Source organism: Roseomonas gilardii, assembly GCF_001941945.1.
Taxonomy (GTDB): Bacteria; Pseudomonadota; Alphaproteobacteria; order Acetobacterales; family Acetobacteraceae; genus Roseomonas.
The window spans coordinates 477,360-504,316 of the sequence record NZ_CP015584.1 but is presented as its reverse complement, the minus strand read 5'-3'; the positions used below and the strand labels follow the sequence as shown (position 1 = coordinate 504,316).

Below are 26,957 nucleotides of genomic sequence, written 5' to 3'. Positions count from 1 at the left end.
GCCATGCACCCGCCGGAGCCGATCCTGGACATCGCCCATCTGGGCCATGTCGAGCTGCTGACGCCCAAGCCCGAGGAATCCCTCCGCTTCTTCACGGACGTCATGGGCATGACGGAAAGCGGCCGGCAGGGGGACAGCGTCTACCTGCGCGGCTGGGACGATTACGAGCGGTACTCGCTCCAGCTCACCGCCTCGAAGACCTCCGGCCTCGGCCACGCCGCCTTCCGCGCCCGCAGCCCGCAGGCGCTGGAGCGCCGCGTCGCCGCCCTGCGCGCGGACGGGGCGGAGGTGACGCCACAGGAGGGGGAGCTGGGCCACGGCACCGGCTGGCGCTTCCGCGACCCGGACGGGCACGTCTTCGAGATCTACTACGACACGGAGTGGTACCAGGCGCCGCCCGACCGCCGCACGTCGCTGAAGAACCAGGCGGAGCGCTACCCGGCGCGCGGGGTGAACGTGCGGCGGATCGACCACTTCAACTGCCTCGCTGTCGATGTCCGCGCCTGCCGCGAGTTCTTCCAGCGCAACCTCGGCCTGCGCTGCATGGAGCACATCGAGCTGGACACGGGCGAGGAGGCGGGCATGTGGCTCACCTCCAACAACAAGTCCTACGACTTCGCCTTCACCAAGGAGGCGCACGGCGTCCCCGGCCGCTTCCACCACGTCACCTTCTCGCTCGATAGCCGCGAGGCGATCCTGCAGGCCGCCGACGCCTTCCTGGAGGCGGGTGTCTTCATCGAGACGGGGCCGCACAAGCACGCGGTGCAGCTCGTAGCTCCGGAAGAAGCGGGCGAACTGGGCGTAGATCTCGCGGAAGCCGGTCAGCGCATCCTGGTAGTCGGAGGCAGTCAGCTCCTGCCCCTGCCGTACCATCTCCTCGTAGATCTCCCCGATCCGCCCCTTCCATTCCCTGCCCCGCAGCAACCAGGCCAGGCCGGCCGCGCCAATCTTCGGCCAGTACTCCTCGAAGATCGAGAGATCGGCCGGTAGCACGCCTTCCTCGACATGATGGCCCAGCGCCTGGAGGTTCCGTGCCGCGCGGGCGCAGGATTCCGCCACCGGCTCCTCCACCTTCCAGTTGCCGAAGCGCGGGACGTAGAGGATGCGCAGTCCCTCCGGCGCCACCGGTTCGCCCTCGGCGGCGTCGAAGAACAGCGAGGCGCGGTCCTCGTCGAGCGGCCCCTGGATGGCCGAGAACGTCATCGCCACATCGTCCACGGTCCGCGCGATCGGCCCGATGATCTCCGCATCGTGCAGGATGGTGGGCAGCCCGTTGCGGCGCGCCACGCGGCCGGTCGTCGGCTTCAGGCCCAGAAGGCCGCAATGCGCCGCTGGCCGGCGGATCGACCCGCCGCCATCCGTGCCCAGGGTCACCGGCCCCATGCCCGAGGAGACGGCCGCCGCGCCGCCGCCCGTGGAGGCCCCCGGCGTCAGCGCCGGGTTCCAGGGATTGCGCGTGGTGCCGAAGAGCGATGTGTGGACATTGCCGCGGCCCAGCGTGAACTCGGAGACATTGGTCTTGCCCAGGATCACCGCGCCCTGCGCGCGCAGGCGGGCCACGGGCGTCTCGTCGGCCTCGGGCACGAAGTCCCGGTACACCTCGCTGCCCCAGGCGCAGCGCAGCCCGGCCACGGTGATGTTGTCCTTGATGCTGACGGGAATGCCATCGAAGGCGCCGCGCGGCGTACCGGCGGCGAAGCGCGCATCGGCTTCGGCCGCCGCATGCCGCGCGCCGTCGGTATCGAGCTGGGCGAAGGCGTTCACCACGGGATTCGCCGCCTCGATCCGCGCCAGGACCGCCGCGAGCGCCTCGCTCGGCCGCAGCGTGCCGGCGCGGAAGGCCGCGGCAAGCGCCGTGGCGGAACGTTGCCAGATCTCGGTCTGCGGCATGGGACACACTCCTGACAGGCGAAGCCGGACCGCATAGCCCGGAGATGGAGCTGGAAGAGCACGGGCCGGATGGCCTTGTCGATCATGGCCATCCCGGAAACGCGCCGCGGTCGTCCACTGCCAGCGTGGTGTGCAAGGCTCACACCAGGAGGGTGTCTTCGACTGCCCAGGCAAGCGTCACGCGATCCTGCGGCCTCAGGACGACCGCATCCGCCCGGTGCTGCTGCTTCGCGATGACGGGCTCGCCGCCGGCATCGAGCTGCAGCACGCAGCGCGTCAGCTCCCCCATGAAGGTCACCTCCCGCACCGTGGCGCCCAGGCAGTTCCGCTCCGGCGGCACCGCACTGCCGGCCGGCAGGATGCCGATCTTCTCGGGGCGGATCATGCAGGCCTGGCCGGGCGTGGCGGTAGACGCCGCAACGCCACGGAGCACGGAACCGCCGAGCGAGAGGCGGCGCAAGCCGGAACCCTCCGCACCCGCATCCTCCACCGCCAGGAAGTTCGCCTCCCCCACGAAGGAGGCGACGAAGCGGTTGGCGGGCCGGTCATACAGGGTGGCGGGATCGTCGAGCTGTTCGATCCTCCCGTGATTCATCACGGCGACGCGGTCGGACATCACCAGGGCTTCCTTCTGGTCATGCGTCACATAGACGAAGGTGATGCCCAGGCGCTCGTGCAGCGCCTTGATCTCCAGTTGCATCTCCTCGCGCAGCTGCTTGTCGAGGGCCGAGAGCGGTTCGTCCATCAGCAGCACCGGCGGGTTGAAGATCACCGCCCGGGCGATGGCCACCCGCTGCTGCTGCCCGCCGGAGAGCTGCTGCGGGTAGCGGGCGCCGAACGCGGACAGGCGGACAAGGTCCAGCGCCTCCCGCACGCGGTCCACGATCTCGGCCTTGCCGGCACCGCGCTGCTTCAGGGCGAAGCCGACATTCTCCGCCACGGTCATGTGCGGAAAGAGTGCGTAGCTCTGGAACACCATCCCGATCCCGCGCCGGTGCGGGGGCAGTCGGGTGACGTCCTGTCCGGCGAGGGTGATCCGGCCGGAATCCGGGGTCTCGAAGCCGGCGATCATCATCAGGGTGGTGGATTTGCCCGACCCGGAAGGGCCCAGGAAACTGATGAACTCCCCACGCCGGATCGACAGCGAAAGCCGGTCGATGGCAGGATGGCCACCATATCGCTTGGTGATGTCCTGCAGGGTGATCTCGGCACCGGAGATCAAGGGGCGGGCGATCGCGGCATCATCTGGCATCCGGCTTGCTTGACCTCTTCCGAGTTTCGAGGATTCAGGATGGACGAGACGAAAACCGCCTGTCCAGCACCGCGGGTCAGCCGGGCACCACGGGGCTCGCGCCAGCCATGAGCCTGCCCGCGCCGACAGGAGAAGGCCTGGGGATCGCGCGCCCGGCCCGGGGATCCGGGGCTGGGGTCATGGGCCGGCCGGGCTTCGGGACACGGCACGCCATGCTGCTGCTGGTGCTGCCCCTTCTGCTCTACATGGTCGTCTTCTATGCCTATCCGCTGCTCTCCATGCTGTCGCGCAGCCTGTTCACCGAGAAAGGGCTGACGGGCGCGGTCTTCGTCTCGCTGCTCGGCGATCCGGTCTTCTGGCGCGTGCTCGGCATCACCATGCAGATCAGCCTCGTGGTGACCCTGCTCTGCCTGCTGCTGGCCTATCCGGTCGCCTATGCCCTGGCGCGCATGCGGCAGTCCCATGCGAACCTGATGATGATCCTGGTGCTGATCCCGCTCTGGACCAGCATCCTCGTGCGAACCTATGCCTGGATGGCCCTGCTCGGCCGGCGGGGCATCATCAACAACGCCCTGGTCGCGAGCGGCCTGATCGACACGCCGCTGCAACTCATGAACACACGGCTGGCGGTCTATCTCGCCATGGTGCATGTGCTGCTGCCCTTCATGATCCTTCCGCTGACCGCGACGTTGCGCGGGCTGGACTGGCGGCTGGTGCAGGCCGCCAACGGGCTGGGTGCCGGGCCACTGGGCGCCTTCCGCCAGGTGGTCCTGCCGCTCTCCCTGCCCGGTGTCGCGGCGGGCTGCGTGCTGGTCTTCGCGCTGTCGGTGGGCTTCTACATCACCCCGGTGCTGGTGGGTGCCGGATCCGACGTGATGATCGCGATGCTGATCAGCGACCTGGTGAACCAGCTCAACTGGGGGCGCGCCTCGGCCATGGCGGTGGTCCTGCTGCTGATCGTGGCCCTGGTCTTCGCCCTGCTGGCCAGGGTGGTCCCGCTCGGGCGCGTGCTGCAGGGCGGGCGCTAGATGGCCCTGCTGCGCCGCGCCCTGCTGATCGCCACGCTGGTGGCCGTGCTCGGCTTCCTGGTCCTGCCGGTGGCCGTGGTCATCCCCCTCTCCTTCTCGACCGCGCGCTACCTCTCCTTCCCCCCGCCGGGCTTCGGCCTCGGCTGGTACCGGGCCTTCTTCGGGAACGAGGCCTGGACCAGCGCCGCCCTGATGAGCCTGTGGACCTCGCTGGTCTCGACCCTGCTCTCCGTCCTGCTCGGCGTGCCCGCGGCGATCGGCCTCGCGCGCGGCCGCTTTCCGGGAAGGGGGCTGGTGCAGGCGCTGATCCTGTCGCCGATCGTGGCGCCCGGGATCGTGGTGGCGATCGGGCTCTACTACGTCTATGCCCGCTTCGGCCTGGTGGGCCGCCCGATCGCCCTGATCCTTGGCCAGACCGCACTGGCCGTGCCTTTCGTCGTCGTGAATGTGGTCTCCACGCTCAGCAGCGTGGACAGGCGCCTCGAACGCGCGGCGCTCAGCCTGGGAGCCACGCCCTGGGGTGCCTTCCGGCAGGTCACGCTGCCGTTGATCCGGCCCGGCATCGCGGCTGGCGCGGTCTTCGCCTTCGTGGTCTGCTTCGACGAGTTGCTGATCGCGCTCTTCCTGGCCGGCACCGGTGCCGTCACCCTGCCCCGCCGCATGTGGGAGCAGCTGAACTATAACCTCGACCCGACGATCGCGGCGGCCTCGACCCTGTTGATCGTGCTGACCACCGCGCTGATGCTGGGCGGGGAGTACCTGCGGCGTCGCTCCGCGCGGCTGCGCTCCGGCCATTCCAACGGATCCTGACAGGAGACGTCCCCATGAACGAACGCATTGCGAGGCTTCTTGAGCGCCTCGCCGCCGAGCCACCCCATGTGGCGGAGTTCACCCGCCGGCGCTTCATCGGCCGGGCGGCCAGCTTCGGCCTGACGGCGGCGGCGGCCTCCGCGCTGACGCAGGGCTTCGCACCGCCGGCCCTGGCGCAGGGGGTGACCCTGCCGGAGATCCGCTCCATTCCGGAGAAGCTCAAGGGCAGCGGCGTGGTCCGTGTCTGTTCCTATGGCGGCAGCCTGCAGGAGGCGCAGCGGCGCGCCTATTTCAAGCCGTTCGAGGAACTTTCCGGCATCCGGGTGGTGGAGACGGAAGGCCCCGACATCGCCAAGGTCAAGGCGATGGTGGATACCGGGAACATCGAGTACGACGTGACCGAGCAGGAAGGCGCGTCCGTGGCCGCCCTCGCCGCGAGGGGCGATTACTGGGAGAAGATCAACTACGAGCTCTTCGACACGGCGAATATCGACCCGGTGTTCCGCAAGGAGCTCTTCGTCGACATGCTGCCCTATGCGCAGATCTATGCCTACCGGACGGATGCCTTCAAGGCGGTGAAGCCCGCGACTGTGGCCGACCTGTGGGACGTGAAGAAATTCCCCGGCCCTCGCGCCCTGATGGGCGGCGGCTCGCTCAGCCCGGACCTCGAGCTCGGCGCCCTGGCGGCGGGTGCGGCGCGCGACAAGGTCTATCCCATCGATATCGACAAGGCGATCGCGAAGCTCGGCGAGCTGAAGCCCCATGTGGTGAAGTGGTGGGGCGCGGGCGCTCAGCCGGCGCAGTTGCTGAACGACGACGAGGTGGTCATGGCCACGGCCTGGAACGGGCGTATCGCCACGATCCAGGCGAGTGGCGCCCCGGTGGAGATCGTCTGGCAGGACCAACTGCTCCGCAACGACTGCTGGGCCATCCTGAAGGGGGCTCCGAACCGCGAGAACGCGCAGAAATTCGCCGCTTTCATCACGCTGGCGGCACCCCAGGCACGGCTTTCATCGCTGATCACCTATGGCTTCGTGAACAACAAGGCCGCGGAACTGCTTCCTCCCGACCGGCTCAAGCTGCTGCCCACCGCGCCGGACATCAAGGGCAAGCTGATCAATTACGATTCGGCCTGGTGGGCCGCCAACCTGGATGCGGTGAAGACCAAGTGGAACCGCTTCCTTCTGGGATGATGCGAGAATGAACGCCTTTTCTGCGCGCCCGCTGCCGCGCAGCCTCTATGCCGCCACGGCGCGGGCCCCGGTCGCCGCGCCTCCGCTGGAAGGAGAGCACCGCGCTTCGGTCGCGGTGGTGGGCGGCGGCTTCACGGGCCTCTCCACCGCGCTCCACCTCGCCGAGAGCGGGGTGGACGTGATAGTGCTGGAGGCCCATGAACCGGGCTGGGGCGCTTCGGGGCGCAATGGCGGGCAGGTGAATCCGGGGCTCAAGCACGATCCCGCCGAGGTCGAGCGGGATTTCGGGCCCGAACTCGGGCGACGCATGGTCACCATGTCCAACGCCGCGCCGGACAAGGTCTTCTCCCTCGTCCAGCAGCACCAGATCCTTTGCGAAGCGCATCAGGGCGGCACCATCCGCGGCGCTTTCCACGCGAACGGGCTGGGCACGATACGGGCGACGGCCGAGGACAATGCGCGCCGGGGCGGCCCGGTCGAGATCCTCGATGCCGAGGGCATGCGGAGGCTGACCGGCAGCGCGCGCTATCTCGGTGGTTCGATCGACCGGCGGGGAGGAAGCGTGAACCCGCTCGGCTATGCACGGGGCCTGGCCGATGCCGCGCAGCGTGCCGGGGCCAGGATCCATGGCGGCTCCCCAGCCCTGCGCATGGAGCGCCAGGGAACGTCCTGGCGCATCGCCACACCCGGCGGGGCCGTGACCGCGGAGAAGGTGGTGCTGGCCACCAATGCCTATAGCGACGATCTCTGGCCCGGGCTGCGGCGTTCCATCGTGCCCGTCTTCAGCGGGATCGCGGCGACCGAGCCCCTGCCGGACCGCATCGCCGCAACCATCATGCCGGACCGGCCGGTGCTGTTCGAGATCGCTTCGCTGACCGTCTATTATCGGCTCGACGCCTGGAACCGCCTGCTGATGGGCGGGCGCAGCATCGGGCGGGAGACCTCCGATCCCGTGAACTTCCGGCGCCTGACGCGCTACGCGCTGCGCCTCTGGCCGCAGCTCGCGGAGGCGCGGTGGGAGTATTTCTGGAACGGGCAGCTCGCCGTCACGACCGACCATTATCCGCATCTGCATGAGCCGGCGCCCGGCGTGATCGCCTGCCTCGCCTATAATGGCCGTGGCGTTGCGATGGCGACGACGATGGGCGAGCAGGTCGCCAGACGCGTCATGGGAGCGTCGCAGGAGGAGATCGACTTCCCGATCACCGACCTGAGGACCATCCCCTTTCACGGCTTCCGCCGCCTCGGTGTCGCTGCCCGGGTCACCTATGGCGCGATCCGGGACCGGCTCGGCCTGTAGCGCCGGGCCATCGCATTTCCTGGCGTGGTGGTTGAGGGAGCCCTCCGGAGATCGGGCCGGCTTGACCCCGGGGCCGCCCGCGCCCCTGCGGCCCCGGGGCGCCCCTATCGGTTCACGCTGACCTGGTACTGGAACGCCCCACCCTCGAGCTGCTTCCAGACCAGGATCTTGATCCGGTCCGCGCGGCGCGAGCGGAACACCAGGACCACCCCCGAGAACGGGTCCTGCCCCAGCACCTCGGCCGCCAGGCCATACGCCCCCTTGCGGAAGTCCACGGGCCGGGTCGCCAGCAGCACCCGCGCCCCGGACGGTAGCGAGATCATGCCTCCAGCGCCGCAGTGCCCGCAGGATCATCGTCAGCAAGGCAGCGCCCGTGTCAGGCCCGACCCACAGCACGGCACCGGTCAGCCTCACCTCCACAGACGCGGCAGGACGTCGTGCTGCCCCCGCCGCCAACCGAACACCTGCTGCGGGCAGACCTGCCAACGGCGAGCCACCTCCGCCACCACCGCGCCGGGCACCAACGCCTCCTCGACGATCCGGGCGTGGCCAGGGTTCATGGCGAGTTACGCCGTCCCGGCGTCACCCTTCTGCTGCTTTGGGAGGAATACCGGGCCACCCAGCCGAAGGGATATGGCTACAGCCGGTTCTGCGATCTGTACGCAGCATGGCGGGGGCGGTTGTCCCTCACTATGCGGTAGATCCATCCCGCCGGCGAGCGCCTATTCGCCGATTACGCCGGGCAGACGGTGGGCATCATCGACGGCGCCACGGGCGAGGTCCGCCAGGCGCAGATCTTTGTGGCCGCCCTGGGCGCGTCCAACCTGACCTATGCGGAGGCGCGCTGGACGCAGTCGCTGCCGGATTGGATTGGCTGCCACCTGGGCGCCTTCGCCGCCTTTGGCGGGGTCGCGCGACAGATGTAACCGTCGGCTGTTCCCCGCCTTGAGCTGAAGACTGGCGGCGCAGAGACCGGCAAGGCCTCCGCCGATGATGGCGACCCTGGTTCGCATGACCGCGTCTGTTTCCGGCAAGGGATGTGATCGCTGCTCCGCGCTGCGGGAGGGGCTTTCTGGGTGCGATGTGTCAACCTTTCCGCATCACCAGCCAGATGGGCGGTGAGACGAGGATCGGGACCCTCGACATGATGGCAGCCGGCAGGAGAGTGGCTCGGGCCAATGGCAACCTGCTTTCTGTGGCCATTCGTCTCTATCCTTTGTTTGCGGCGGATGGAAACAGGGTTCAGCTGGACGTTGGCGTCCTGCGAAGCCGGTTGCCGCCGGAGCGCGCGGCCGCGGTCCATGCGAGCACGGCGATGGCCAGGAGGACGGGCAGGAAGGACAGCCATAGGATTGTGTTCCAGCCATAGGAGGTCAGCAGCCCGCCTGACAGGAAGGAGCCGAAGGCCATGGTCCCGAACACGGCGAAGTCGTTGAACGACTGTACCCGCGTCTTCTCCTCCGGACGGTGGCATTCGAGCACCATGGCCGAAGCGCCCACGAAGCCGAAGTTCCAGCCGAGGCCGAGGAGGATCAGGGTCATCCAGAAATGGGCGACGTCCATGCCCAGCAGCCCGACCGCGGCGGAGGCAGCCGTCAGCAGCAGGCCGGTCACCACGATGCGGGAGGCGCCGAAGCGGGTGATCAGGCGTCCGGTGAAGAAGCTCGGCCCGTACATGGCGATGACGTGCCATTGCAGGCCGAGATTGGCGGCTTCCTGCGACAGGCCGCACAGGTGCATGGCCAGGGGGGCCGCGGTCATGACGAAATTCATCAACAGATAGGAGACGACCCCGCAGACCACGGCGGTGACGAAGCGCGGCTGGCGCACGATGACCTGAAGTGGCCGCCCGCCCGCCGTCTCGGCGGCCGTCGGCGCGGGCAGACGGACGCCGAGCAGGACAATGGCCGACAGAGCCGCCACGACCGCCTGGGCGACGAAGCTGGCCGCGAACATGTAGGGCCGCCACAGGTCCATGGTGTAGGTCACGAGCTGAGGGCCCAGGACCCCGGCGAAGACGCCGCCCGCCATGACGGCCGACAGCGCGCGCGGGCGCCGCGCCGGCGGTGCGCAGTCCGCGGCCGCGAAGCGGAAGGACAGGACCACGGCGGCATAGGCGCCCCCGAGGAAGGTGGCCACGCAGAACAGCCAGAAGGAGCTCAGCAGCACCGCCAGGCTGGCGAGCAGGCCTGCGAACACGCCGCTCCCTGTTCCCGCCAGGAAGGCGCTGCGGCGGCCATGGCGCTGTGCGATGCGGCCGGCAGGCAAGGTGCAGGCCGCCATTCCCACCACGAAGATGGAGATCGGCAGGGTGGCCAGGGCCGGGCTGGGGGCCAGGCTGTTGCCGACGATGGCGCCTGTCGCATAGACGACCGTCGAGTTCGCACCCGCGAGCGCCTGTGCGATGGACAGGCGCAGGACATTGCCGCGTTCCTCGCGGGAGGGTGCGGCGAGAGCCGTGGTCACGGGATCGGCTTGCGACATGAAGGGTTCCTCAGGCCGTGAGTTGGCCGTGCCAGGCCTTATCCCGCGGGGACGGGCGGCGGTGGAGGCGGCGGTCGAGCAGCACCCCTGCCCGGGCGGCATCGCCACCGCGCATCAAGGCGAGAAGCAGCATGTCCTCCACCAGCTCGCGCTGGGCACCGCTGCCGCCGACACGCACCACCTCGGCCGCGACCGGCTCCAGGATGCGGACGCACTCCGCATGGTTCCCATCGGCGAAGGCGAGGGCAGCCCGGCAGATCGCGGGCACCACGGGTCCCGCCGCCAGCGTCCCCGCCTCGATCAGCCCCATCAGGACGGACACGCGCCGCTCCAGCCCTGCCCTGTCGCCCGTGGCGGCGGCAAGCAGGGCCATGTGCATGTCGGCGAAGGCGAAACCCGCATCCGGGAAGGCGGGTGCGGCATAGGCCGCCGCCGCCTGCCAGAGCCCGTCCGGCACCGGGTGCCCATAGGCCTGCAGCCGCCACAGGAAGGACGCGGTGTCGCTGACCACGTTGACGGCGTTGCCGGAGGAGGCGGAGGGCTGGACGTGCGCGCCATAGATCGCGAGCGCCCGTTCGGTGTCCCCATGCTCCAACGCCGCCAGGGCCGCGTGCCATGCGATATGGCCGTGCAGGATGCCGGAGCGGTCGTAGCCCGGCAGCCAAGCCTGGATCAGTCGGTCGGCCTCGTCATTGGCGCCGCCCTCGTACATGGCATGCGACAGGGCATGCGCCGCATTGGCGTTCTGGGGGCGAAGGTCGAAGCCGCGCTGCGTCAGGTCGCGACCATAGGCCACATTGCCGTTCTCGGCGTGGGACCAGCCGCGATAGGTCAGGAACCACCAGTCATCCGACGCGAACTGCCCGGCGTGGCGTTCGCACAGATCGACCCGTGCCTGGTCGTGGTCGGCCCGACCGGAGAAAGCGAGCAGCCCGAAGGCGCCGAGCGGCAGCGAAAGCACCAGGATGTCGCGTGGCCAGGCGTCGGCATGGCCGTACACCGCCCGCAGCGCCTCCGCCGAGCGCCCATGGATCGCGAGGGAAAGGACGGCGACATGGCTGCGCTCGCGCTCGGTCCCCTGGTGGACCACGATCTCGGCGGCCCTGGCGATCCGGGCCTTGGCCTGCGCGGGCTCGGCGCGCATGGCATGCAGGCGTGCGCGGGCCGCATGGGCCAGGGCGAAATCCGGGTCGGCCGCGATCGCCTCGTCCAGAACCTCAGCCGCGCCGGGCCAGGTCGAGAGCATGAGGTCGACCCCCTCGCGGTAGCGTTCGGCCGCGCGGTCGGAGGTGGTCGAGATCGGCAGGCCGCGGCTGTCGGAACGCGCCATGCGGGATCCTCGTTCCGGAAATAGGGCAGGCGCTACGCGGGACGATTTCCTGTCGTTGCGGCCGCGAGGCAGGCAGAACCATTTTCTGCCCGGCAACGATATACCGCGACAGATTTTGTCTGTATCTCGATCAAACGACATTATATGTAGAATTCTGGTCAATATCGGGGTGAACCACATGCGGTGGGAGACGATTGCGGCACCGCCTGGCCTGGGGGCTCCCCAGCCGATGACGGTTCGCGCACAAACCATTCCGGCGCGCCACTACTTTCCCGATCACGCGCATCGCTGGCATCAGGTGGTCCATGCCATCTCCGGCGCCTTGACGGTTGCGGTCGAGGGACGGTCCTTCGTGATTTCCCCGGAGCAGGCCGTTTGGTTGCCGACGGGCTTGCAGCACCGGGTCGGCTCACTGCTCGGCGCCGAGTTCCGCAGCCTCTGGATTGCTGATGAGGTCGGCATCGGCCTGCCGGAAAGCCCCACGGTCTTCCAGGTGTCGCCGCTGCTCCAGGCGCTTATCATCGAGGCCGCCGCCATCGAGGGAGAGGATGCTTCCGATGGCTATCCCGGCCGCATCATGGGACTGATTCTCGATCAGCTCCGGCGCGCGAAGCCTCTCCCTGGCGCCCTTCCCTGGCCCCGCAGTGGTTCGTTGGGGACGGTGTGCGAGGCCATCTATGCCGACCCGGCCGATCCGCGCGGACCAGAGGCATGGGGCGCGGAACTCGGCATGTCCGGGCGGACACTTGCCCGGCGCTTCGAGGCGGAGCTGGGTATGAGCTTCCGGTCCTGGCGACGGCGCCTGCGGCTGTTCAAGGCGATCGAGCTGCTGGGCGGCGGTATGGATGTGACGCAGACGGCCATGGAACTTGGCTATGGCTCAAGCTCGGCTTTCATCTATGCCTTCCGGACCGACATGGGGTGCGGTCCCCAGACCTATATGCGTGGACGCATGATGTCACTGGTGACACGCTGACCCTCTATCTGTGGCACGGCGAAGGAATTGTTGGAGGAAGGGGCAGCTACGGCAAGCATGCCCAGTCACCGAGCCGGTGATCGTCAGATCACGTCCATTATTCCTACACCTCAACGTCGTGGGCTCGGTGTCTCGCCATGGAACCCCATCCTTCGGAAGCCCGGCATCAACAAATACGACCGCACACAGCGGGCTCTGGGCTACGCCTTCGCGCGCAAGCCCGGAGATCCGCGCCGGCGGCCTGGGCGAAGATCGGGGGCGTGTCGCCGGTCGCGCCGAAATCCACCGCACCGGCGTTCAGCGCCTCCAGCCGGTGCTGCTGGCGGAGGATCACGAGCGATCCGTTCTTCTGGTAGCCGATGCGGACCGGCGCGGCGGCGCGCGCCCGGAACGGCTTCAGGAGGGTAGGCGCCGGGACAGCCTCGATGTCACGTCCGTCTCCACGACAGGTTCAGCCTTCAAACTTCATGCTGTGGAAAGCAGAATCGATGCGCAAGAGGCCGCCCGGCAGAGTTTTCTTTCTGCACCGTCCGGGTCGCGCAGGCGGGAGGCGTTGTCCGGGCTGATGCGATACAGATCCTTCTCGCCGGGGATAGGCGTGCCGTCCCACCCTGGCTGCCGAACACCGCACCAATCGATTGCAGGAACGCCAAGATCGGATTGATTTCGGGACAATTCCTTGTAAAATACAACCATAAGTTTTTAATATTGTTAAATATGCTACCTATGAGTAAAGGACTGAGGCGTCTGATCTGGATGTTTGTCGATAGGTGGCCTGACCACCAACTGAGAAGCGTTCAGGCCAGCCACTGATACCGATCTCCTTGTCTTAAGATCCCCTGAAACAGCAGCTTGCGGCGAGTTGAGCAGCCGTTGCCGCGGCGTGTCTGACGGAGTTGTGCGCGTGGCCGACCAAACCCAGACCAGCATCCTTCCCCTCTACGCCAAAGAGGCGACCAGCGCCGGCGGCACCCATTACATTCCTCTCGATCTGGAGGACGTGACGGGCGGGCTCTATGCTCATGTGCAGGTGCTGGGCATCGCAGGGAGCAGCGTCGCGAATCCGGTGCCATCGGAGCCTTCCGCAGTCACCTCGACAGGCGTAACTCTGCCCCCGCACACGGCCGCGTTCCAGGTCGATACAGGCTCCTGGGCGACGGTGCTGCCGTCCAGCATGTTCAGCAATTTCGATGCGACGAAGTATCCGTCCGGCACCGTTACCTACACCAGCGACACCCTGGTCGAGACAGGCGTCTGGGCGCCCGTTGTCCTGGCCTTTCCCGATGCGCGGCTGCCCGACGGCTCGGTGCCTACAACGACCGTGACTGCCCTGGTCAGCACTTCGAACCAGAACGTCCACATGATGGGCATCGGCTTCGATGTGGCGCGATCACTGGAGGTGGATGCCAAGACAGGGCTGCCGCAGGTGACCGGGCACATCATGACCGCGGCCGACAATGCCTTGTTGAATCTTTCCACGATGACTGATGGCAGCATGGCACACAGCTACGCCATCACCGGCCAGGGCATCGTGCTCGGTGCCACGGCCGATCCGGGCACCGGCTGGATCACGCATCAGCTACAGGCAGGGGATGCTGCGGCGCCGAATGGCGTTCAATCGTGGCAGCTCGCGCAAGTGATGTCGTCGCTCGACGGCGTGCCGCGTGGCAGCTTCGAGTTGCTGCTCGACGTCGGGCTCAATAAAATGTTCTACGAGTTCGAAGGCGGCTCAAAGGTGGTGCGGGGCGACCACGCCATCACCATAACGCTCGACGGCCAGTACGCCAGTGGCATCAGCTACAGCTTCGACACTGCAGGCAACAGCTCACAGGAGCCGACAACCGTCACCATCGAGAGTCCGCAGCATGGGGGCAGCTTCATCAACACCGGCGTCAATGTGCTGCGCGGCTTCGACTATCTCTTCGACGCTGATACTGGAACGATCGCGCTGCGTTCTAACGGTGCCGGGCACGACACGGTGATCTCGGTGGTGGCACCACTCGATGCGGCCAGCTTTGCGGAGCTGACAGCGGGCCCAGGCGCCGATGGGGCGGTGGACGCGACCAGTCTGGTGCACGGAGCGATCCGCGCCAACCTGCCTCATCTCGCCTTCGACAATGTGGCCACCGAGGTGCATCTCGCTGACGGCGAACTGAGCCTCGGCGCCACGACTGATGCAGCCTATGTGACACGCCTTTATGACGGTCTGCTCGGGCGCGAGGCCGACATGCCGGGGCTGTGGTTCTGGAACCATGGGCTGGAGACCGGGGCAAGTCGGACTGATGTCGCCGCAGGATTCCTGGGTTCCGACGAGAGTTCCAGTCTGTTGGCCGACGTGTCGGATGCGGATTTTGTCGCGACACTCTACCGCGGTCTGCTCGACCGGACCGATGCGGCGTGGGAAAACAACTTCTGGACCGGCGTGATCAGCGCCGGCGGCAGCCGTGCCGATGTACTGGATGGCATCGCCGACAGCGCCGAGGCCCGCAGCGTCTCGGCGAGCGAGACCGCGCGAATCTGGGTTGCTGATCCCATGGCCCAGCAGGTGGGAATGGCTTACGAGACTGCACTTGGTCGGCTGCCCGAGGCGGATGGGCTGCGATTCTGGGTGCAGGCCATGCAGTCTGGCCTGACCAACAGTGGGTTTGATGCAGGAATCGTTCAGTCTGCCGAGTTCCAGGCGCTGCACGGCCAACAGAACCATGACGAACTCGTCACCAGCCTTTACCTGAACGGACTGGGCCGCGCACCCGATGCGGCCGAACTGGCAGCCGTCGCCGATTACTCGGCAGAGAGCCTGCTGACCATGATTGCGCGCTCGGCGGAAGCCTCGCAGCATTTCCAGGACATCCTCTGATGGTGGTGTCATGCCATCGAACCGGGACGCTGACGGGTTCGTAGAGGATGTGGTCCGTCGATTCCTGTTCCTGGTTTAACAAGCCTTCGGACGCCCCGCTTCCGCTCAAGTTTCACGGACGGTGCCCTGTACGCTATCGGCAGTATCCGGTCGAAAGCGGTGACATCTTCCGCTTGTGATCATTGCAGAGAGCTGGGCTCGGCTGCGTTCCAGATACTCGGCCAAACCTCTCGTGCCGGTCGTCACACGTGCCTGCTGCGTCGTCATTGTAGGGTCGGGGCAGCTCCATCCCGGCGAGCAGGGCACCATGCTCGAACGGTCTGGCGAGTGGACCGGAGCACTCCCGGCGCCGCAGCATTCCGGTCCAGGACGGGCTTGGCACTTGGCTGAGCCTGGTGTCCCGTGGGCCCACAGTAACGTTCGGAGCCTCAGCGCACTTCCAGCCCCAGTCTCTCGCAGGTCTTGGTCAGGGCCGACATGACAGTGGCAGTGTTCCCCTGCAACTTGTCGCCACGGGACAGCGCGCTTGCGGCGTCACCGAGGTCACCGGCCGACAACTCGGTGGCAGATCGCTCAGCTATACACGTGCATATCACTCCCGCCTGCCGGTCGTTGATCGCGCCTTCGCTTCTCTCAACAGCCTTCGGAAGACAGGACCGGATCAAGCCGATCACGAAGCTGTCCCTTGCTGTTCCAGTCAACATCCCGGCCGGTTGAGGGGCGCTTTGAGTTTGAGGTGACTGCTGCTGTTGAGGCTGAGCGACAGAGCTCCCGCCAGTCAGTAGCAAGACCACAAACCCTGTCCGCAGTGAGTACAAGATTTGCATGGTACTGCCTCCGGAACACGATCGTTGCAATGATATCTGTACGGTTTTGACGATGAATTATTCAGCAGTCCGAAATTTTATTTTGCGAAAGATTGGTGAACTATAACTGCTGTTTACTTTTGTGATCATATTTATACTTGGTTTTTTATGGCCTGGCCCTGTAGCCCACGATGCCCCGTTCGGCGTCGTAAAGGTAATCGAAGCCATTGAGAAAGTGGAAACTCGTGTTGATGAAGGTCGGCCCCTGGCCTGGCCTGACCAGCGTGACGCCGCGCGGCGCAACGGGATCCCCGGCGTCGTCCGCAGCAAAGCTGTAGCCCCACGGGGAACTACCGGATCTGCTGAGTTGCACTGCGATCCTCGTGCCGGGCAGCAACTGAGGCTCGCCTTTCTCCGCATGGCTGGTCACACCGTCCAGTTGTGCCAACGGAACGGTCAGGAAAGCACGATCCACGCCCGTATCCATCAGCATCGTGCCACAGGCGGGCGGGACATGGTTGGCAACGCTGATGCAGGCAGGCGGCGGCGCCCAGTCGTCGAACTGCTGGCTGCGGCTGAGTGAAACGGCGAAGAACCCTTCCTCGATCGCGTCGGGCCTGAGCCCGATACGAACGCCGTCACGGCTCACCACATAGCCGCGCCGCACCTTGCTGGCGACCGTGGCCGGCATTTGCAGGAATGGATTCCGGTCCGGCGTGCTCTGTGCCTGATGGTCACCCTGCCGGGCGAAGCCGATGCCCAGCATGGCGACGCGGCGCGGCATTTCCTCTGGCTCGCAGTTGCGCGCGTTGCTGAGACAGGAAATACGGGTGACTGCCATGACCGGCATCGGCCGCGTGGTCATGGTGTTCCCGTTCGCGCCCGCGATGGAGACCGGGGTGACGACCCAGCGCCCCTCCATGACCCGACCGGAACTTGAGTAGGTCAGCCTCGCATCGCCAAGTGACGGAAGCGTGTCCCAATGGGGTATCATAGTGGCGGCCACGAGGACGCCGGTCGATCCGGTATCCATCACCGCCTCATGGGCCTCATCGCCGAACGAGACGAGCAACTTCGGAACCTTGGCAAGTGGCTGGTGTGCGCCTGGCGCATTCATGAAGCGAAGGAAGATGGTACCCCGGAGCCCTCCATCTCGCTGTGCCGGATCCATGTCGCTTTGCCCACCGTTTGACGGGAAGCCACTCACGCCGAGCAAGAGCCCAGTTGCCAGCGCGAGACGGAACGCTGAAGCGGCGGTTCTGACCACTCGGTTGCCCACCAGCGACATCACACTGCCCTGCGGCCGGTTGCCGGAGGTCCGGGCTGGACGATCACCCTGGTTATTGCGGTGGCCAACGATGAAACGCGATCCATCCCCCGGAAGCCGGTCTGGTGACCGTCGACCCTGGTGTAATGCTTCCCGCTCTGATGCCCGGACGGCGGAACAGAGATGCATGGTGCCGCGCAGAATGGAGGTGGCACCAGCAGGCACGGCGGTGCGGCTGCATGCGCCACTTGCAGCGTGCTGGCTAAAATGCTTACTCCGCTGATTTTACGGACCATGATGATCCTGTCTCGATGGTGCTCGAAGCCTCCTTCAGCAGGAGGAGGTTTTTGCTACCATAGACTGTACGATTTTGCAATCAATGGTTGTATTCGACGGGCGATTCTGCACGGCCATTGCTGCTTCGTGCTTATTGGTAGGAGTTGCAGTTGACTTTCAACCGGCGGCCGAGAAAGGCGCAGTCTTGGATGCCTAGGAGCATGTCCTGGTAACGACCTCGACGGCGGTGCCCTGGGATGATTCACTTGGCCTATGGTCAAGGTGACTGTTTGAGAAATCAGGGATGAGCGACCCTGCGCAGGAGAAGGGCGCCTATGGCGACGTGGATCATGGCCTCGGAGACGTCGAGGCGGCGCTCATAGTCCCGGACCAGGCGCCGCCAGCGGATCATCCAGCCGAATGTCCTCTCCCCGACCCAACGGCGCGGGAGGACGTGGAACCCTTCGGATCGGAGCGTCTGACGATCTCGACCACGAAGTCGAGGAAAGCAGCCTTGTCCATCGGTTTCGTCCGGTCATAGCCCGCATCGGCAAAGAGGTGCTTGAGCCAGGGACAGCGGCGCCGGATGGCTGTCAGGATCGTCTGCGCGCCCACGCTGTCCGAGACGTTGGCGGGCGTGAGGTTGACCATCAGCAGGCGTCCGTCCGTGTCCACCGCGACGTGGCGCTTGCGGCCGGCGATCCGCCCGTGGGGCTCGCTTCCCGGCCCGCAGCCTCGCGGTCCAGCATCAGGGCCACGTCATGGATGGTGCTCAACAAGAGGCGGCGGACGAAGCGTCGGAACCACCAGTACACCGTCTGCCACGGCCCGAAGTGGACCGGCAGCATCCGCCAGCCTCCCGCACTGCGCGCCGGGTAGCGGATCGCATTCAGGATCTCACGCAGGTCGACCGAAGGCTTGCGGCCCCGCCTGGGAGGCCTGGGCATCAGCGGCTCGATCCGCGCCCACTCCTCGTCCGTCAGGTCAGACGGATAGCGCTTCGTCCTGCGGGCAACATCGGCCATCCGGCGGCGCATCTCTCGGCTCCACATCCCAGGCTTGAATCATTCCGGGCGGCCACCGCCAACCCTTTCTCAAACGGTCACCAACACAGAAAGGTATTCGTGCCGGCTGCCGAGGTTGATCAGGCTTCCATGGATGACCGATCAGCTGATCACTGGGGAGGCGATGCCACCATGCCCGTCGAGGAAGTTCCTCTGGGCTATCGAGCGAGGCGACAACCGTCCTGGGCAATGGGGTGAGGAAGGCGGTCTTCGGCAACCGCGTTGAACATCGGCTCAACTTGACATGCCAAGTATCAAGGCCGGACCGTAGCAGCCTATGTCCAGATGAAGTATCATCGCGCCTTGCAAGGCAACCAGGGAGGGCACCAAAGAGCGAGGCTTTCATCCTCCCGGAAAAATCTCAGACTCTGTCGATCCTGGCAGCAAGAGCGCGCGTCACCGTGACGACGACATTGGTACCAGGGCGCAAACCGTCCACCAGCGCGAAGTTGTCCGGATTCAGCGCGGTCATGCTCGAAACCTTGCCGCTCGGCTCACGAAAGGTTACGGTATGAGTTGCACGGTCGACGCTGATGACCTGCACCGACCAGCGTGTCTGCGTGCCAAGAATGGCGCCCGGCATCTGGCCCGGTTCCGAGCGCGCGCCGGCGACCGTGAACTCCACGCCTGTGATAGGCGCAGACATGCCCGCAACGAAGAGGTCCACTTGCGCGTGATAGGTGAGGCGCACAGTGTCGCCGGGCATGACCTGCGAGAAGTTGCGTATCTCCGGAGGCACGTCGATCGTTGCTGTGTTTCCATCAGGGCCGCGAAGCACCATCCGCCGGTTGACCTTGTCAGCCGCCACGACAATGACCTGCAGCTCGCCCGAGACAGAGGTCGTGGCCTCTGTACCAACCGGCGTCTGCGGAGCGCAGGCGGCAAGTAATGGCAGCAACAGCAATGTCAGCGAGGTCGGCAGGTTGAACCGGCACGGGATGCGCATGACGGACCTCCAGGCTTCCATAATATTATCATATCAAATCGAACATGACTTGGACAAGCGTTCCAGGCAAAACGCGCATTCGCAGATACAATCTGTCCCACACGAGGGAATTCGGCACAAGGGAATGGCGGAAGCCCTACCGAATCATCACGTGATCCAGGAAGGTCTTCTTCGACGTGAGGCACCTCGTCAGAAGCTCATGCCTATTCCAAAGGAAACACCTGTAATATTTCGGTCTGCAAAGAAGTACCGGCCGAGGAAGCGGACGCGGCTCAGATAGAGACCCATCCCGCCCATTTCGTAACGCCCGACATCGAACTCGATGCCGCCGCCGATCTTGGCGGACCAGGAAAAGCCCAGAGCATCCCGCTGATCGCCAAGGTAGGTGGATGCAGAACCGTCGATCACCCAGCGCACAGGCCGCCCGAAGGCCTCCAGTCCGGTTGGCCAGCGCAATCGGGTCCAGAGGCCAACGGCCTGTGCAGTGGAACTCCCCCGGGCTTGCGGCAGGGTATCACCAAAGGTCTCGAGCCGGATCTGCGTGTAGCGCAGCTCGACATCGATGTCCCGCTTTGGCCGGTAGTCATAGTAAGCCAGCACCATGGATCCACCGAGGCCCCAGACATTCATGTGGATGTCCCGGAACACCGAAATATCCACGCCGGTCTTGTATTTGACGAAGTCGCCAAAGAGGGATGCATCGGAAGCGGCATAGCCGAGTGAGGCATTCAGGATGGGCCGGAGCCACAGGTACTCGCCGAGCCGGATGTCATAGCCAACACCCACGGTGCCGACGACATTGTTCCACCGTAACGGCGTAAGACGCTGCTCCTCACCGCCACTGAACACGGCGCGCGGATCATAGCGTGCATAACCGAGATAGCCTTCCAGGAAGAGAGGGAAGGACTCACTGACGGTGAAGCCGGAGCCCAGCTGTCCCAATGTGAGTGTTCGATCCCCGATGCCACCGGTGACACGGCTGCGGTCCACGGTCACGGCATTCGCCGATCCATCAGGCGTGGCATTGTATCCCATGAGGCCCAGCACTCCGCCGGGTCTTGAACGAAGGCCCGAGCGAAGTTCCGCCAGACGGCTGGCGATCGTATCGCCATCCGTCTGCGCCCGAGGACCTGAGAGCGGCAGGATGCATAGGCTGGCCACGGCCAGGAAACCTGCGTGCTCGCGAATACTGATCTGGACCGTCGGTCTCATGGCGGAGGCCGGGAAGGATCTGCGGTATCTACCAGCGTGACGGGTTGCACCGCGTCCGAAACGGGGATCGGGATTCGTGGCAGAAGGTCGAATGCACCCCGCAGCTGGTCTTCGGCGGCACGCACCTGCCGGCGGACCTCCTCCTGCGAGAGATGCGAGCTCCTGATTCGCAGGAGTGCGTGACCTTCTGACAACCTTTCCAGCAAGACCAGGTAGTTGGCGCGAGCATCGGCTCTGATGGAGTAGTGCTGTATCCTTATTGCTGCCAAGTCACGAAGGGCCTGGCGTCTGAAGGTAGACGGCGCCTCTCCCTCCAGTTGTGCATAAGAAGCCGTGATCCTATCGCGTTGACCGGCCTCGGCTTTGGACAGGCTTGCCACCGTGGTTGCCAGCTCGGCAATCAGGGACTGCACGGCAGGATCAGCTTCGATGATGAAGCTGCCGGTCGCTGGTGCCTGCATGTTGGTTCGGCTGGCCCTGCGCAGCAGGCCGCCAATGGCCGCGGCTGCCTGCCCGGCGGTTCGGTTCGTGGTGGCCAACTGCGTAGAGATGAGCGCAAACGGGTCTTCCCGATAGGGCAGCACGCCGTCTGACGCCACGGTGGCCAGTGCGGCCAGATAGACCGACAACACCTGCTGCATCAGGAGGATGTCCTCCCTGATGGAGAGATCGGGCTGAACGCCAATGCTGCTCGCTCCGGTAAGCGCGGCAGCCGTGTCGTCACCTGCTTCGGCAGCCGGCGTCCCGATAGGCTCCGCAGCCGGCCAATAGGTGGTGGCCAAGCTCGCGGTCCGGCCCCAATCCCGGATGGCGGAATAATCCGGCGCGCTGCATGCGGCAAGCAGGCAGAACGCCATCCAGTGAGCGTGCTGCCTCATACGGCCGCGCCTCCGGTAGCTCGCTGCGGAGGCCACCGATTCAGGTGAGAGACGACAAGGTGGGTTGAATTGCCGGTTCATGCGATCCGCCCGCTATGGCTGTGTTCCCGTTCCAAAACCACGGATGGTCCACTCGTAGGCCATGGTACTGGTGCGAATGGATCCCACGCGCGCCGAGGCCAGGTCGAAGATGCTGACGATGACGATGGTCCACATGACCGTCAGGATCACGCTGAGCAGGCGCAGGGGCGTGCCTCGCAATCCGAGTTGGAAACCCAGGACCATCATGCCAAGCAAGGCCATCGCGATCAGCAGCCAGAAGAGCTGGGCCGGAAGCGTGAAGGCATGCGCGAAGCGCTCGGCGGTACTGGCGTCGAAGGTGTCGTTGACAGCGCTCATCAGGGAGACGGTCACTGGATTGGGATGATCCGTGATCAACGCGGTGACTTGCTTCCAGATCTGGTTCTGAAGTTCCGAGGTGCGGTTGTTCATGGCGGCGGTTGCTTCGGCCCCCAGAGGCGCGCGAACGAAATCGGCGCGGACCCGCGCGTACTGCTCCAGCAGTCTCGCCACATCCGCCGATCGCGGATCGGCAATGGCTTCGGCCCTCAGCCATGCCGTGCCGATGGCATTGGCTTCCGCCAGGGTTCCCGCCCGCCGCTCGGCGAAGCGGGTATTGGCGAAGGACAATGTCAGCGCCAGCGTGAAGGCCAGCAGACCAAGCACCGCGCCAACGAGGATCCCCACGCCTTCTCCTTGCCCTTCGGTTCGCGCCTGGTGCCGCCGTCCCAGCCAGTAGCCGAACTCTCGCACGACAAGCTGTACGAGGAACAATAGGAGCGCGAATGCCGCAAGGCTCCAGACGGCGACCTCCGCGGCCAGATCCATCGCTGCGTCCAACATGTGCCGAGGTCCATGATGATCATAGGTTCGATACGGAGACTGCCAGCGCTCCCCACTTCGAAGGTTAGCGACTGGCCGCCTGGCGAACGGCCTGCGAGAGTTCGGCACGCAGGGGCCTCGCTGCCGCGAAACCACCACCGTTTCGTGCGAGCATCTGGTTTGCATCGAAGCCGGGGCCATAGGCTGCGGTGTTCGAGGCGTCGTTCAGGCGGATGCGTGCCGAGCCGAAGCCACCGCCAGCGAAGAGACCCTTGGAGGTCTCGATGGTCAGGGCCTGCACACCGCCCGACAGGCCACCAACGCCCAGACCACCCAGTCCCCAATCGGCCAGCGCGAAGCCGCCCGATCCGCTGAACCGCCGGGAGCCATCCGGGAACTGCTGCACGGCCTGGTCGGACAGCACGTACATGATCAGCTCCGAGCGCGAAGCGCCTGCCATCCTGACCACATGCAGCCATAAGGAGAGGAGGAGCCAGCAGGCATACTCCACTCGGAATCATGCGCTTCACTTGCTCTGTCCTTGTTGGAGGAACTGTGAAGATGGTGGGACTGCCGATCAGTCATCCGGGAAGATGCGCTTCCACTCATCGCGCATGGAGACGACGCTCCAGCCTGCCTTCGGCGCGAGATCGAGCGCCTTGTCGAGCCGACCGAAAGGGCTCTTCCGGTCGTAGGCGACCTCACGCACGGCATCGTCGTGATGCACGATCAGGCCGAAACGCCGGCCACTCTCTGCGGTGACGTATTGCAGCATCTGCAGGTCGCCGTCGGAATTTCCGAAGGCAGCGATCGGACGGCGCCCGATGAACTTGTTGATGGCCACAGGCTTGCCCGGACCATCGTCGATGAAGTCCATCGCCGGCAGGCGGATCAGCTCGGGTCTGCCATCCGGTGCGATGCGGAACTCGGTCCGGATGGTCGAGCCGATCACCTGCTCGGGCGGGATTCCATAAACGCTCTCCGTGATGGCCCGCATGAACTCCACGCCGCCCCCCGAGACGATGAAGGGCGTGAAGCTCCGGTTCCGCAGTAGCGCCAGGACCTCCAGCATGGGCTGGTAGATCGTGCGCGTGAAGGGACGCTGGAATTTCGGATGACGGGCCGTGCCGATCCAGTCTGAGACGATCCTGGCGAAGTCCTGCGTGCTCATCCCGGCGTGGGTGGCCATGACCAGCTCGATGAGGCCTTTTTGCCCGGCCGACATCACGCCCGCCATGTCGCCTTCGAGAGCCCCGCGGAAGGGTTGGCGCTTGCTCCAGTCCGGGTGCTTCGGCGCCAGCGCCTTCACCCGGTCCAGCGCGAAGACGAGCTGCACAGTCGGAATTTCGCACCACAACGTGCCGTCATTGTCGAAAACGGCGATGCGCTCCGGCAGGGGCACGAAGTCGGGCGAGCCTTCCGTGGTCACGGCCTGGACGAAATCCAGGATCGCCTTCTTTAAAGGCCCCTCCCGCCAGGAGGGTAGCGGGTCGTCCGCGACCTGGGCCATGGTGCCCGTGGTTGTGGCCAGACCCGCCCCCAGGGCAAGGGCGCCAAGCCCGCGACGGGACAGCGACGGCGGACGGTTCATGGTGGGTCCTCCCTGGTTCATCTCGCCCATCCCGGCAGGGTGACGCGCGGAGCGGGACGAGCTTCGGTGCCTGGATTGAGCGCGGGCAGGCGGCCGGTGCCGTGCCGTCCCGTCGCGGCCGGGCGTCGCAAGGCATGCCGCGCCGTCCGGGCGGCACGGAGCAAGGCGTCGCCCCGCCATCCCGCTGCCGGCACCCCTGGGCCGTAGCGGCGGGAAGCCAGCGCCGCCGCTTCCGTCTCCAGCGCCGGCACGCCGGCCAGCGCCGCCAGTCGCGCGATGATGGGCGGGGCGCCGGGCGGCGAGGCCAGGGCGGCCCAGCGCAGCAGCGCGGCCATGGCGGCCGGGGCATCGCCGGCGCGACAGGTCCGGCGCAGGCCGCCGAAGGCCTCCGCTTCAGGATCGGTGGGACGCTGTTGGCGCCGCCGGAGCCACCAGCCCAGCGCCGCCGCCAGCGTGAGGCCGCCGGCGAGGCCCAGCGCCACCCGCCAGGGGCGTCGTCCGGGAGCCGTGACCGCTACCTCCCCGGGGGCGGCTGCCACGGCCTGTACGGTGAGCGGCGGCACGGCCAGCACCTGCATCCGGCCGCTATGCGGCTCGAACCATTGCAGGGTGGCGCCGGGCAGCTCGTAGCGGCCTGGCCGCTGCGGCACGAAGGCGGCGCGGTCGATCCGCGTGGCGGAGAGCACGCCGCGGTCGCTGCGGTCGGCTAGCCGTGGTGGGTCGGGATAGGCCCGCACTCCGTCCGGCACCGCCCAGGGCATGGGCGGCAGCAGCATGGCGCTGCTGTCCTCAGCGAGCAGGGTCACTGTCCGAGTGATCGCCTCGCCCACTGGCACGCGCGCCGGGTCGCCCTCCTGCGCCACGGTCAGGTGCAGCGAGCGGCTGGTGACGAGGCGCGCCGGGTCGGTGGTACCGGGCGGCAGGCGCACCTCCAGGGCCAGCGGCGCGCTGCGGGCCCGGGCCGCCGACACGTCTCCTTCCCCCGTGCCGACCGAGACGGTCATGGTGACCGGGGCGATGGCCAGGAGGCCGGCCTCGGCCGGGAAGACGTCGTAGGTGTGCTGCAGCACCACCCAGTTCTCGGCGCCGACGCGTTCCGAGCCGGGTGTGGTGGTGCCGTTGGGCAGTGCGATGGCGCGACCCTGGAAGGCCAGTTCGGGGAAGAGCGGTGAGGAGGCGAAGCGGATCGGCGTGCGGAGCGTGGCGGTGATACCGACGTGTTGGCCAAGCCAGACCGGGCCGCTGCCCTCCCGCTCCAGGCGCAATGCGAGCGAGGGTGGTTCCTGGGCGGCCGCGGTGAGCGGCGCCAGGAGCAACAGGGCAGCCCGGCGCTTCGTCATGGTGGCGCCTCCGCCTGTCGGGCGAAGCGGGCCCGCAGGAAGTCCGCCGGGCTGCCGCCGACCCGGCGCATCCACATCGCCGTGATCTCCGCGTCCGACAGGCCCTGCTGCGCCGCCTGTGGCTGCTCCGAGGGCGGGCGCGGCGGCGGGCGCGGGGCGTTCGGGTCCACGATGGTATCGTCGGGCTTCTCGTTCATCCGGTCGCTGGACTGGCGCGCCCGCTCCTCGTCCAGGGCGCGCTGATAGGCTACGAAGGCGGCGGCGAGGGCGCGGTTGGCCTTCGCCTCCGGGAAAGCCGGACGTAACGCCAGGGCCCGGTCATAAGCGGCCAGTGCCCTGTCCCAGGCGAAAGGCTGCAGCATCTCGGCATTGCCGCGGTCGTACCAGCCCAGCGCCGTGTCCGACGCCGCGAGAGCGGCCACCGCCCCGGCGAAGTCGCCCGCCCGGTACAGGGCCACGCCGCGCCACAGAGGATCGGTGAAGAGTGCCGCGGCCGTGGCGAAGTCGCCACGCCCGAAGGCCAGCCGGCCGCGCTGGTCAGGGGTCAGCCAGAGGCTGACGAACCGGTCCCGGAGACGCGCCGCCATGCCCCCATCCGGCGCGGCGGGCACCGTTGCCGGAGCCGCGGTGGCCCTGACCGGCTCCTGCGCCGAGGCAAGGCCTGACAGGGCCAGGAGCAGCGGCAGGGCCAGGAAGCCCCGGCGTGACCACAGCAGGGCCAGCGGCACCAGCAGCAGCAACACGGCATAGCCGGCATCCTGCCAGCGTAGTGTCGGATCGTCGGACGATGCCGCGGCGAAGTGGCGCTGCGCTGCGCCCATCACCGCCTGGATGTCAGCCGTATCCGGCGTGGGCGCGATCCACGTGGCGCCGCGCGCGCCGTCCAGCGCCTCCGGGGCCGTCACGCCCGGCGGCAGCACGACCACCGCATGGCGGGTGCCGACACGAGCATGGTCGAAGGCCTCGCCCTGCGCGGCCGGGATGCTGTCCGTGACCAGCAACACCGTCCCGGCACCGTCCTGCCGGTCGAGCTGACGCAATGCCTCGGCCAGGGCAGCCGGGGCGTCCCGCCCATCACGTGGCATGATCCTGGGGGAGAGCGCGTCGAGATAGGTCTCCAGCAGCTTCGGATCGCCGGTCGGCGGCAGCACCAGATAGGCACCGCCGGCATAGGCGAGCAGGCCGGTGCGCGCCCCGCCACGTGCCTCCACCAGGTCACGGATCTTGCGCTTGGCGGCATCCAGGCGCGGCTCGCCCGCGCGGGAAACATCCAGCGCCACCATCATCGGGGCCTGATCCGCGACGAAGGGGCTTGGCTCGCGCCGCCAGCTCGGGCCGGAAAGGGCCAGGGCCGCGATGGCCAGGAGCACCGCCGCGCAACGGCCCGGGCGCAGGCGTGGCGCGCGGCCCTCCGTCACCAGCAGCCAGGGCAGAAGAGACGGTGAAACCACCCCGCTCCAGCCACCCGCCTCGCGTAGCCGGGTGCGGTCCAGCCACCAGGCAGCCGCCGCCGGCAGCAGGAGCAGGAGCCACCCAGGCCGCAGCAGGTGCAGGTTGGCCAGGGCGTCGCGCACG

General features: G+C 66.8%; 23 protein-coding genes and 3 pseudogenes. 8 read left to right on the top strand and 18 right to left on the bottom strand.

Features of this window, described 5'->3' with window-relative positions; all coding sequences use genetic code 11:
• Window positions 1–3: 3 nt before the first annotated feature.
• Window positions 4–990 (top strand): VOC family protein, encoded by a 987-nt coding sequence (locus tag RGI145_RS25495; RefSeq protein ID WP_167668417.1) that lies wholly within the window; start codon window positions 4–6, stop codon window positions 988–990.
• Here the strand turns inward: RGI145_RS25495 and RGI145_RS25895 are convergent.
• Both RGI145_RS25895 and RGI145_RS21790 read right to left on the bottom strand, forming a co-directional pair.
• Window positions 949–1,890 (bottom strand): annotated as a pseudogene (locus RGI145_RS25895) (amidase); the annotation flags it as partial. The gene RGI145_RS25495 and the pseudogene RGI145_RS25895 overlap by 42 nt on opposite strands.
• Window positions 1,891–2,029: 139 nt before the next feature.
• On the bottom strand, window positions 2,030–3,142 hold the full coding sequence (locus RGI145_RS21790) for an ABC transporter ATP-binding protein (RefSeq protein WP_075800609.1): 1,113 nt from the start codon (window positions 3,140–3,142) through the stop codon (window positions 2,030–2,032).
• Between the two features lie 212 nt (window positions 3,143–3,354).
• Between RGI145_RS21790 and RGI145_RS21785 the strand changes: the two genes are divergently transcribed.
• Genes RGI145_RS21785 through RGI145_RS21770 form a run of 4 tightly spaced genes read left to right on the top strand, consistent with a single transcriptional unit; the run spans window position 3,355 to window position 7,473 of the window.
• A complete protein-coding gene (locus RGI145_RS21785; protein WP_083671451.1) occupies window positions 3,355–4,170 on the top strand; it encodes an ABC transporter permease in 816 nt (271 codons plus the stop codon).
• Window positions 4,171–4,980 carry an ABC transporter permease gene (locus RGI145_RS21780; RefSeq protein ID WP_075800607.1) on the top strand — a complete coding sequence of 270 codons (810 nt, stop codon included), beginning with the start codon at window positions 4,171–4,173 and terminating at the stop codon, window positions 4,978–4,980.
• 14 nt (window positions 4,981–4,994) lie between these two features.
• Complete coding sequence (locus RGI145_RS21775; protein WP_075800606.1) at window positions 4,995–6,173, top strand: ABC transporter substrate-binding protein; 1,179 nt, start codon at window positions 4,995–4,997, stop codon at window positions 6,171–6,173.
• 7 nt (window positions 6,174–6,180) lie between these two features.
• A complete protein-coding gene (locus tag RGI145_RS21770) occupies window positions 6,181–7,473 on the top strand; it encodes an NAD(P)/FAD-dependent oxidoreductase (RefSeq protein ID WP_075800605.1) in 1,293 nt (430 codons plus the stop codon).
• Window positions 7,474–7,577: 104 nt separating this feature from the next.
• On the opposite strand, the gene tnpB is transcribed toward RGI145_RS21770, so the two are convergent.
• Entirely contained in the window at window positions 7,578–7,796 is a 219-nt protein-coding gene (gene tnpB, locus RGI145_RS21765) for an IS66 family insertion sequence element accessory protein TnpB (RefSeq protein WP_075800604.1), read from the bottom strand.
• 87 nt (window positions 7,797–7,883) lie between these two features.
• A complete protein-coding gene (locus RGI145_RS24805) occupies window positions 7,884–8,033 on the bottom strand; it encodes a transposase (RefSeq protein ID WP_083671352.1) in 150 nt (49 codons plus the stop codon).
• Between RGI145_RS24805 and RGI145_RS25890 the strand changes: the two are divergent.
• Window positions 8,013–8,384, top strand: a pseudogene (locus RGI145_RS25890) (IS21 family transposase); the annotation flags it as partial. The gene RGI145_RS24805 and the pseudogene RGI145_RS25890 sit on opposite strands and share 21 nt — an antisense overlap.
• A gap of 331 nt (window positions 8,385–8,715) precedes the next feature.
• Here RGI145_RS25890 and RGI145_RS21755 read toward each other — a convergent pair.
• Both RGI145_RS21755 and RGI145_RS21750 read right to left on the bottom strand, forming a co-directional pair.
• Window positions 8,716–9,957: an MFS transporter gene (locus tag RGI145_RS21755; protein ID WP_075800603.1), complete on the bottom strand. Its 1,242-nt coding sequence runs from the start codon at window positions 9,955–9,957 to the stop codon at window positions 8,716–8,718.
• Between the two features lie 10 nt (window positions 9,958–9,967).
• Window positions 9,968–11,287 (bottom strand): tetratricopeptide repeat protein, encoded by a 1,320-nt coding sequence (locus tag RGI145_RS21750; protein WP_075800602.1) that lies wholly within the window; start codon window positions 11,285–11,287, stop codon window positions 9,968–9,970.
• Window positions 11,288–11,516: 229 nt separating this feature from the next.
• On the opposite strand from RGI145_RS21750, the gene RGI145_RS21745 reads away from it, so the two are divergent.
• Window positions 11,517–12,263: an AraC family transcriptional regulator gene (locus RGI145_RS21745; protein ID WP_208864016.1), complete on the top strand. Its 747-nt coding sequence runs from the start codon at window positions 11,517–11,519 to the stop codon at window positions 12,261–12,263.
• A 904-nt stretch (window positions 12,264–13,167) separates the two neighbouring features.
• Window positions 13,168–15,120, top strand: coding sequence for a DUF4214 domain-containing protein (locus RGI145_RS21740; protein WP_075800600.1), 1,953 nt, complete (start codon window positions 13,168–13,170; stop codon window positions 15,118–15,120).
• A 428-nt stretch (window positions 15,121–15,548) separates the two neighbouring features.
• Here the strand turns inward: RGI145_RS21740 and RGI145_RS25245 are convergent, their stop codons facing one another.
• The 12 genes and pseudogenes from RGI145_RS25245 to RGI145_RS21685 all read right to left on the bottom strand — a co-directional run bounded on the left by RGI145_RS25245 (window position 15,549) and on the right by RGI145_RS21685 (window position 26,956).
• Complete coding sequence (locus tag RGI145_RS25245; protein ID WP_156878721.1) at window positions 15,549–15,794, bottom strand: hypothetical protein; 246 nt, start codon at window positions 15,792–15,794, stop codon at window positions 15,549–15,551.
• A gap of 104 nt (window positions 15,795–15,898) precedes the next feature.
• Window positions 15,899–16,012: a YgiT-type zinc finger protein gene (locus tag RGI145_RS26255; RefSeq protein ID WP_390889910.1), complete on the bottom strand. Its 114-nt coding sequence runs from the start codon at window positions 16,010–16,012 to the stop codon at window positions 15,899–15,901.
• Between the two features lie 80 nt (window positions 16,013–16,092).
• Window positions 16,093–17,214: a hypothetical protein gene (locus tag RGI145_RS25240; RefSeq protein WP_156878720.1), complete on the bottom strand. Its 1,122-nt coding sequence runs from the start codon at window positions 17,212–17,214 to the stop codon at window positions 16,093–16,095.
• Between the two features lie 553 nt (window positions 17,215–17,767).
• A pseudogene (locus RGI145_RS21725) lies at window positions 17,768–18,521 on the bottom strand (IS5 family transposase).
• 373 nt (window positions 18,522–18,894) lie between these two features.
• Window positions 18,895–19,479, bottom strand: coding sequence for a hypothetical protein (locus RGI145_RS21720; RefSeq protein WP_075800598.1), 585 nt, complete (start codon window positions 19,477–19,479; stop codon window positions 18,895–18,897).
• Between the two features lie 189 nt (window positions 19,480–19,668).
• A complete protein-coding gene (locus RGI145_RS21715) occupies window positions 19,669–20,691 on the bottom strand; it encodes a hypothetical protein (RefSeq protein ID WP_075800597.1) in 1,023 nt (340 codons plus the stop codon).
• Complete coding sequence (locus RGI145_RS21710; protein WP_156878719.1) at window positions 20,688–21,473, bottom strand: hypothetical protein; 786 nt, start codon at window positions 21,471–21,473, stop codon at window positions 20,688–20,690. The genes RGI145_RS21715 and RGI145_RS21710 overlap by 4 nt, the downstream gene beginning before the upstream one ends.
• A gap of 189 nt (window positions 21,474–21,662) precedes the next feature.
• Complete coding sequence (locus RGI145_RS21705; RefSeq protein WP_075800802.1) at window positions 21,663–22,457, bottom strand: bestrophin-like domain; 795 nt, start codon at window positions 22,455–22,457, stop codon at window positions 21,663–21,665.
• A gap of 79 nt (window positions 22,458–22,536) precedes the next feature.
• A complete protein-coding gene (locus RGI145_RS21700) occupies window positions 22,537–22,911 on the bottom strand; it encodes a YSC84-related protein (protein WP_257787121.1) in 375 nt (124 codons plus the stop codon).
• 117 nt (window positions 22,912–23,028) lie between these two features.
• Window positions 23,029–24,042, bottom strand: a complete 1,014-nt coding sequence (locus RGI145_RS21695; RefSeq protein ID WP_075800801.1) for an HAD family hydrolase — start codon at window positions 24,040–24,042, stop codon at window positions 23,029–23,031.
• Between the two features lie 17 nt (window positions 24,043–24,059).
• The gene (locus RGI145_RS21690) at window positions 24,060–25,382 is read right to left on the bottom strand and encodes a BatD family protein (protein ID WP_075800594.1); all 1,323 of its coding nucleotides are present in this window, start codon (window positions 25,380–25,382) and stop codon (window positions 24,060–24,062) included.
• Window positions 25,379–26,956, bottom strand: coding sequence for a VWA domain-containing protein (locus RGI145_RS21685; RefSeq protein WP_075800593.1), 1,578 nt, complete (start codon window positions 26,954–26,956; stop codon window positions 25,379–25,381). Before RGI145_RS21685 ends, RGI145_RS21690 begins: the two co-directional genes overlap by 4 nt.
• Window position 26,957: the final 1 nt, after the last annotated feature.

Coding starts and splice junctions, on each gene's coding strand:
- RGI145_RS25495 (WP_167668417.1), top strand. CDS start 4: ATGCACCCGCCGGAGCCGATCCTGGACATCGCCCATCTGGGCCATGTC.
- RGI145_RS21790 (WP_075800609.1), bottom strand. CDS start 3,142: ATGCCAGATGATGCCGCGATCGCCCGCCCCTTGATCTCCGGTGCCGAG.
- RGI145_RS21785 (WP_083671451.1), top strand. CDS start 3,355: ATGCTGCTGCTGGTGCTGCCCCTTCTGCTCTACATGGTCGTCTTCTAT.
- RGI145_RS21780 (WP_075800607.1), top strand. CDS start 4,171: ATGGCCCTGCTGCGCCGCGCCCTGCTGATCGCCACGCTGGTGGCCGTG.
- RGI145_RS21775 (WP_075800606.1), top strand. CDS start 4,995: ATGAACGAACGCATTGCGAGGCTTCTTGAGCGCCTCGCCGCCGAGCCA.
- RGI145_RS21770 (WP_075800605.1), top strand. CDS start 6,181: ATGAACGCCTTTTCTGCGCGCCCGCTGCCGCGCAGCCTCTATGCCGCC.
- tnpB (WP_075800604.1), bottom strand. CDS start 7,796: ATGATCTCGCTACCGTCCGGGGCGCGGGTGCTGCTGGCGACCCGGCCC.
- RGI145_RS24805 (WP_083671352.1), bottom strand. CDS start 8,033: ATGAACCCTGGCCACGCCCGGATCGTCGAGGAGGCGTTGGTGCCCGGC.
- RGI145_RS21755 (WP_075800603.1), bottom strand. CDS start 9,957: ATGTCGCAAGCCGATCCCGTGACCACGGCTCTCGCCGCACCCTCCCGC.
- RGI145_RS21750 (WP_075800602.1), bottom strand. CDS start 11,287: ATGGCGCGTTCCGACAGCCGCGGCCTGCCGATCTCGACCACCTCCGAC.
- RGI145_RS21745 (WP_208864016.1), top strand. CDS start 11,517: ATGACGGTTCGCGCACAAACCATTCCGGCGCGCCACTACTTTCCCGAT.
- RGI145_RS25240 (WP_156878720.1), bottom strand. CDS start 17,214: ATGTCGCTGGTGGGCAACCGAGTGGTCAGAACCGCCGCTTCAGCGTTC.
- RGI145_RS21720 (WP_075800598.1), bottom strand. CDS start 19,479: ATGCGCATCCCGTGCCGGTTCAACCTGCCGACCTCGCTGACATTGCTG.
- RGI145_RS21715 (WP_075800597.1), bottom strand. CDS start 20,691: ATGAGACCGACGGTCCAGATCAGTATTCGCGAGCACGCAGGTTTCCTG.
- RGI145_RS21705 (WP_075800802.1), bottom strand. CDS start 22,457: ATGGATCTGGCCGCGGAGGTCGCCGTCTGGAGCCTTGCGGCATTCGCG.
- RGI145_RS21700 (WP_257787121.1), bottom strand. CDS start 22,911: ATGGCAGGCGCTTCGCGCTCGGAGCTGATCATGTACGTGCTGTCCGAC.
- RGI145_RS21695 (WP_075800801.1), bottom strand. CDS start 24,042: ATGAACCGTCCGCCGTCGCTGTCCCGTCGCGGGCTTGGCGCCCTTGCC.
- RGI145_RS21690 (WP_075800594.1), bottom strand. CDS start 25,382: ATGACGAAGCGCCGGGCTGCCCTGTTGCTCCTGGCGCCGCTCACCGCG.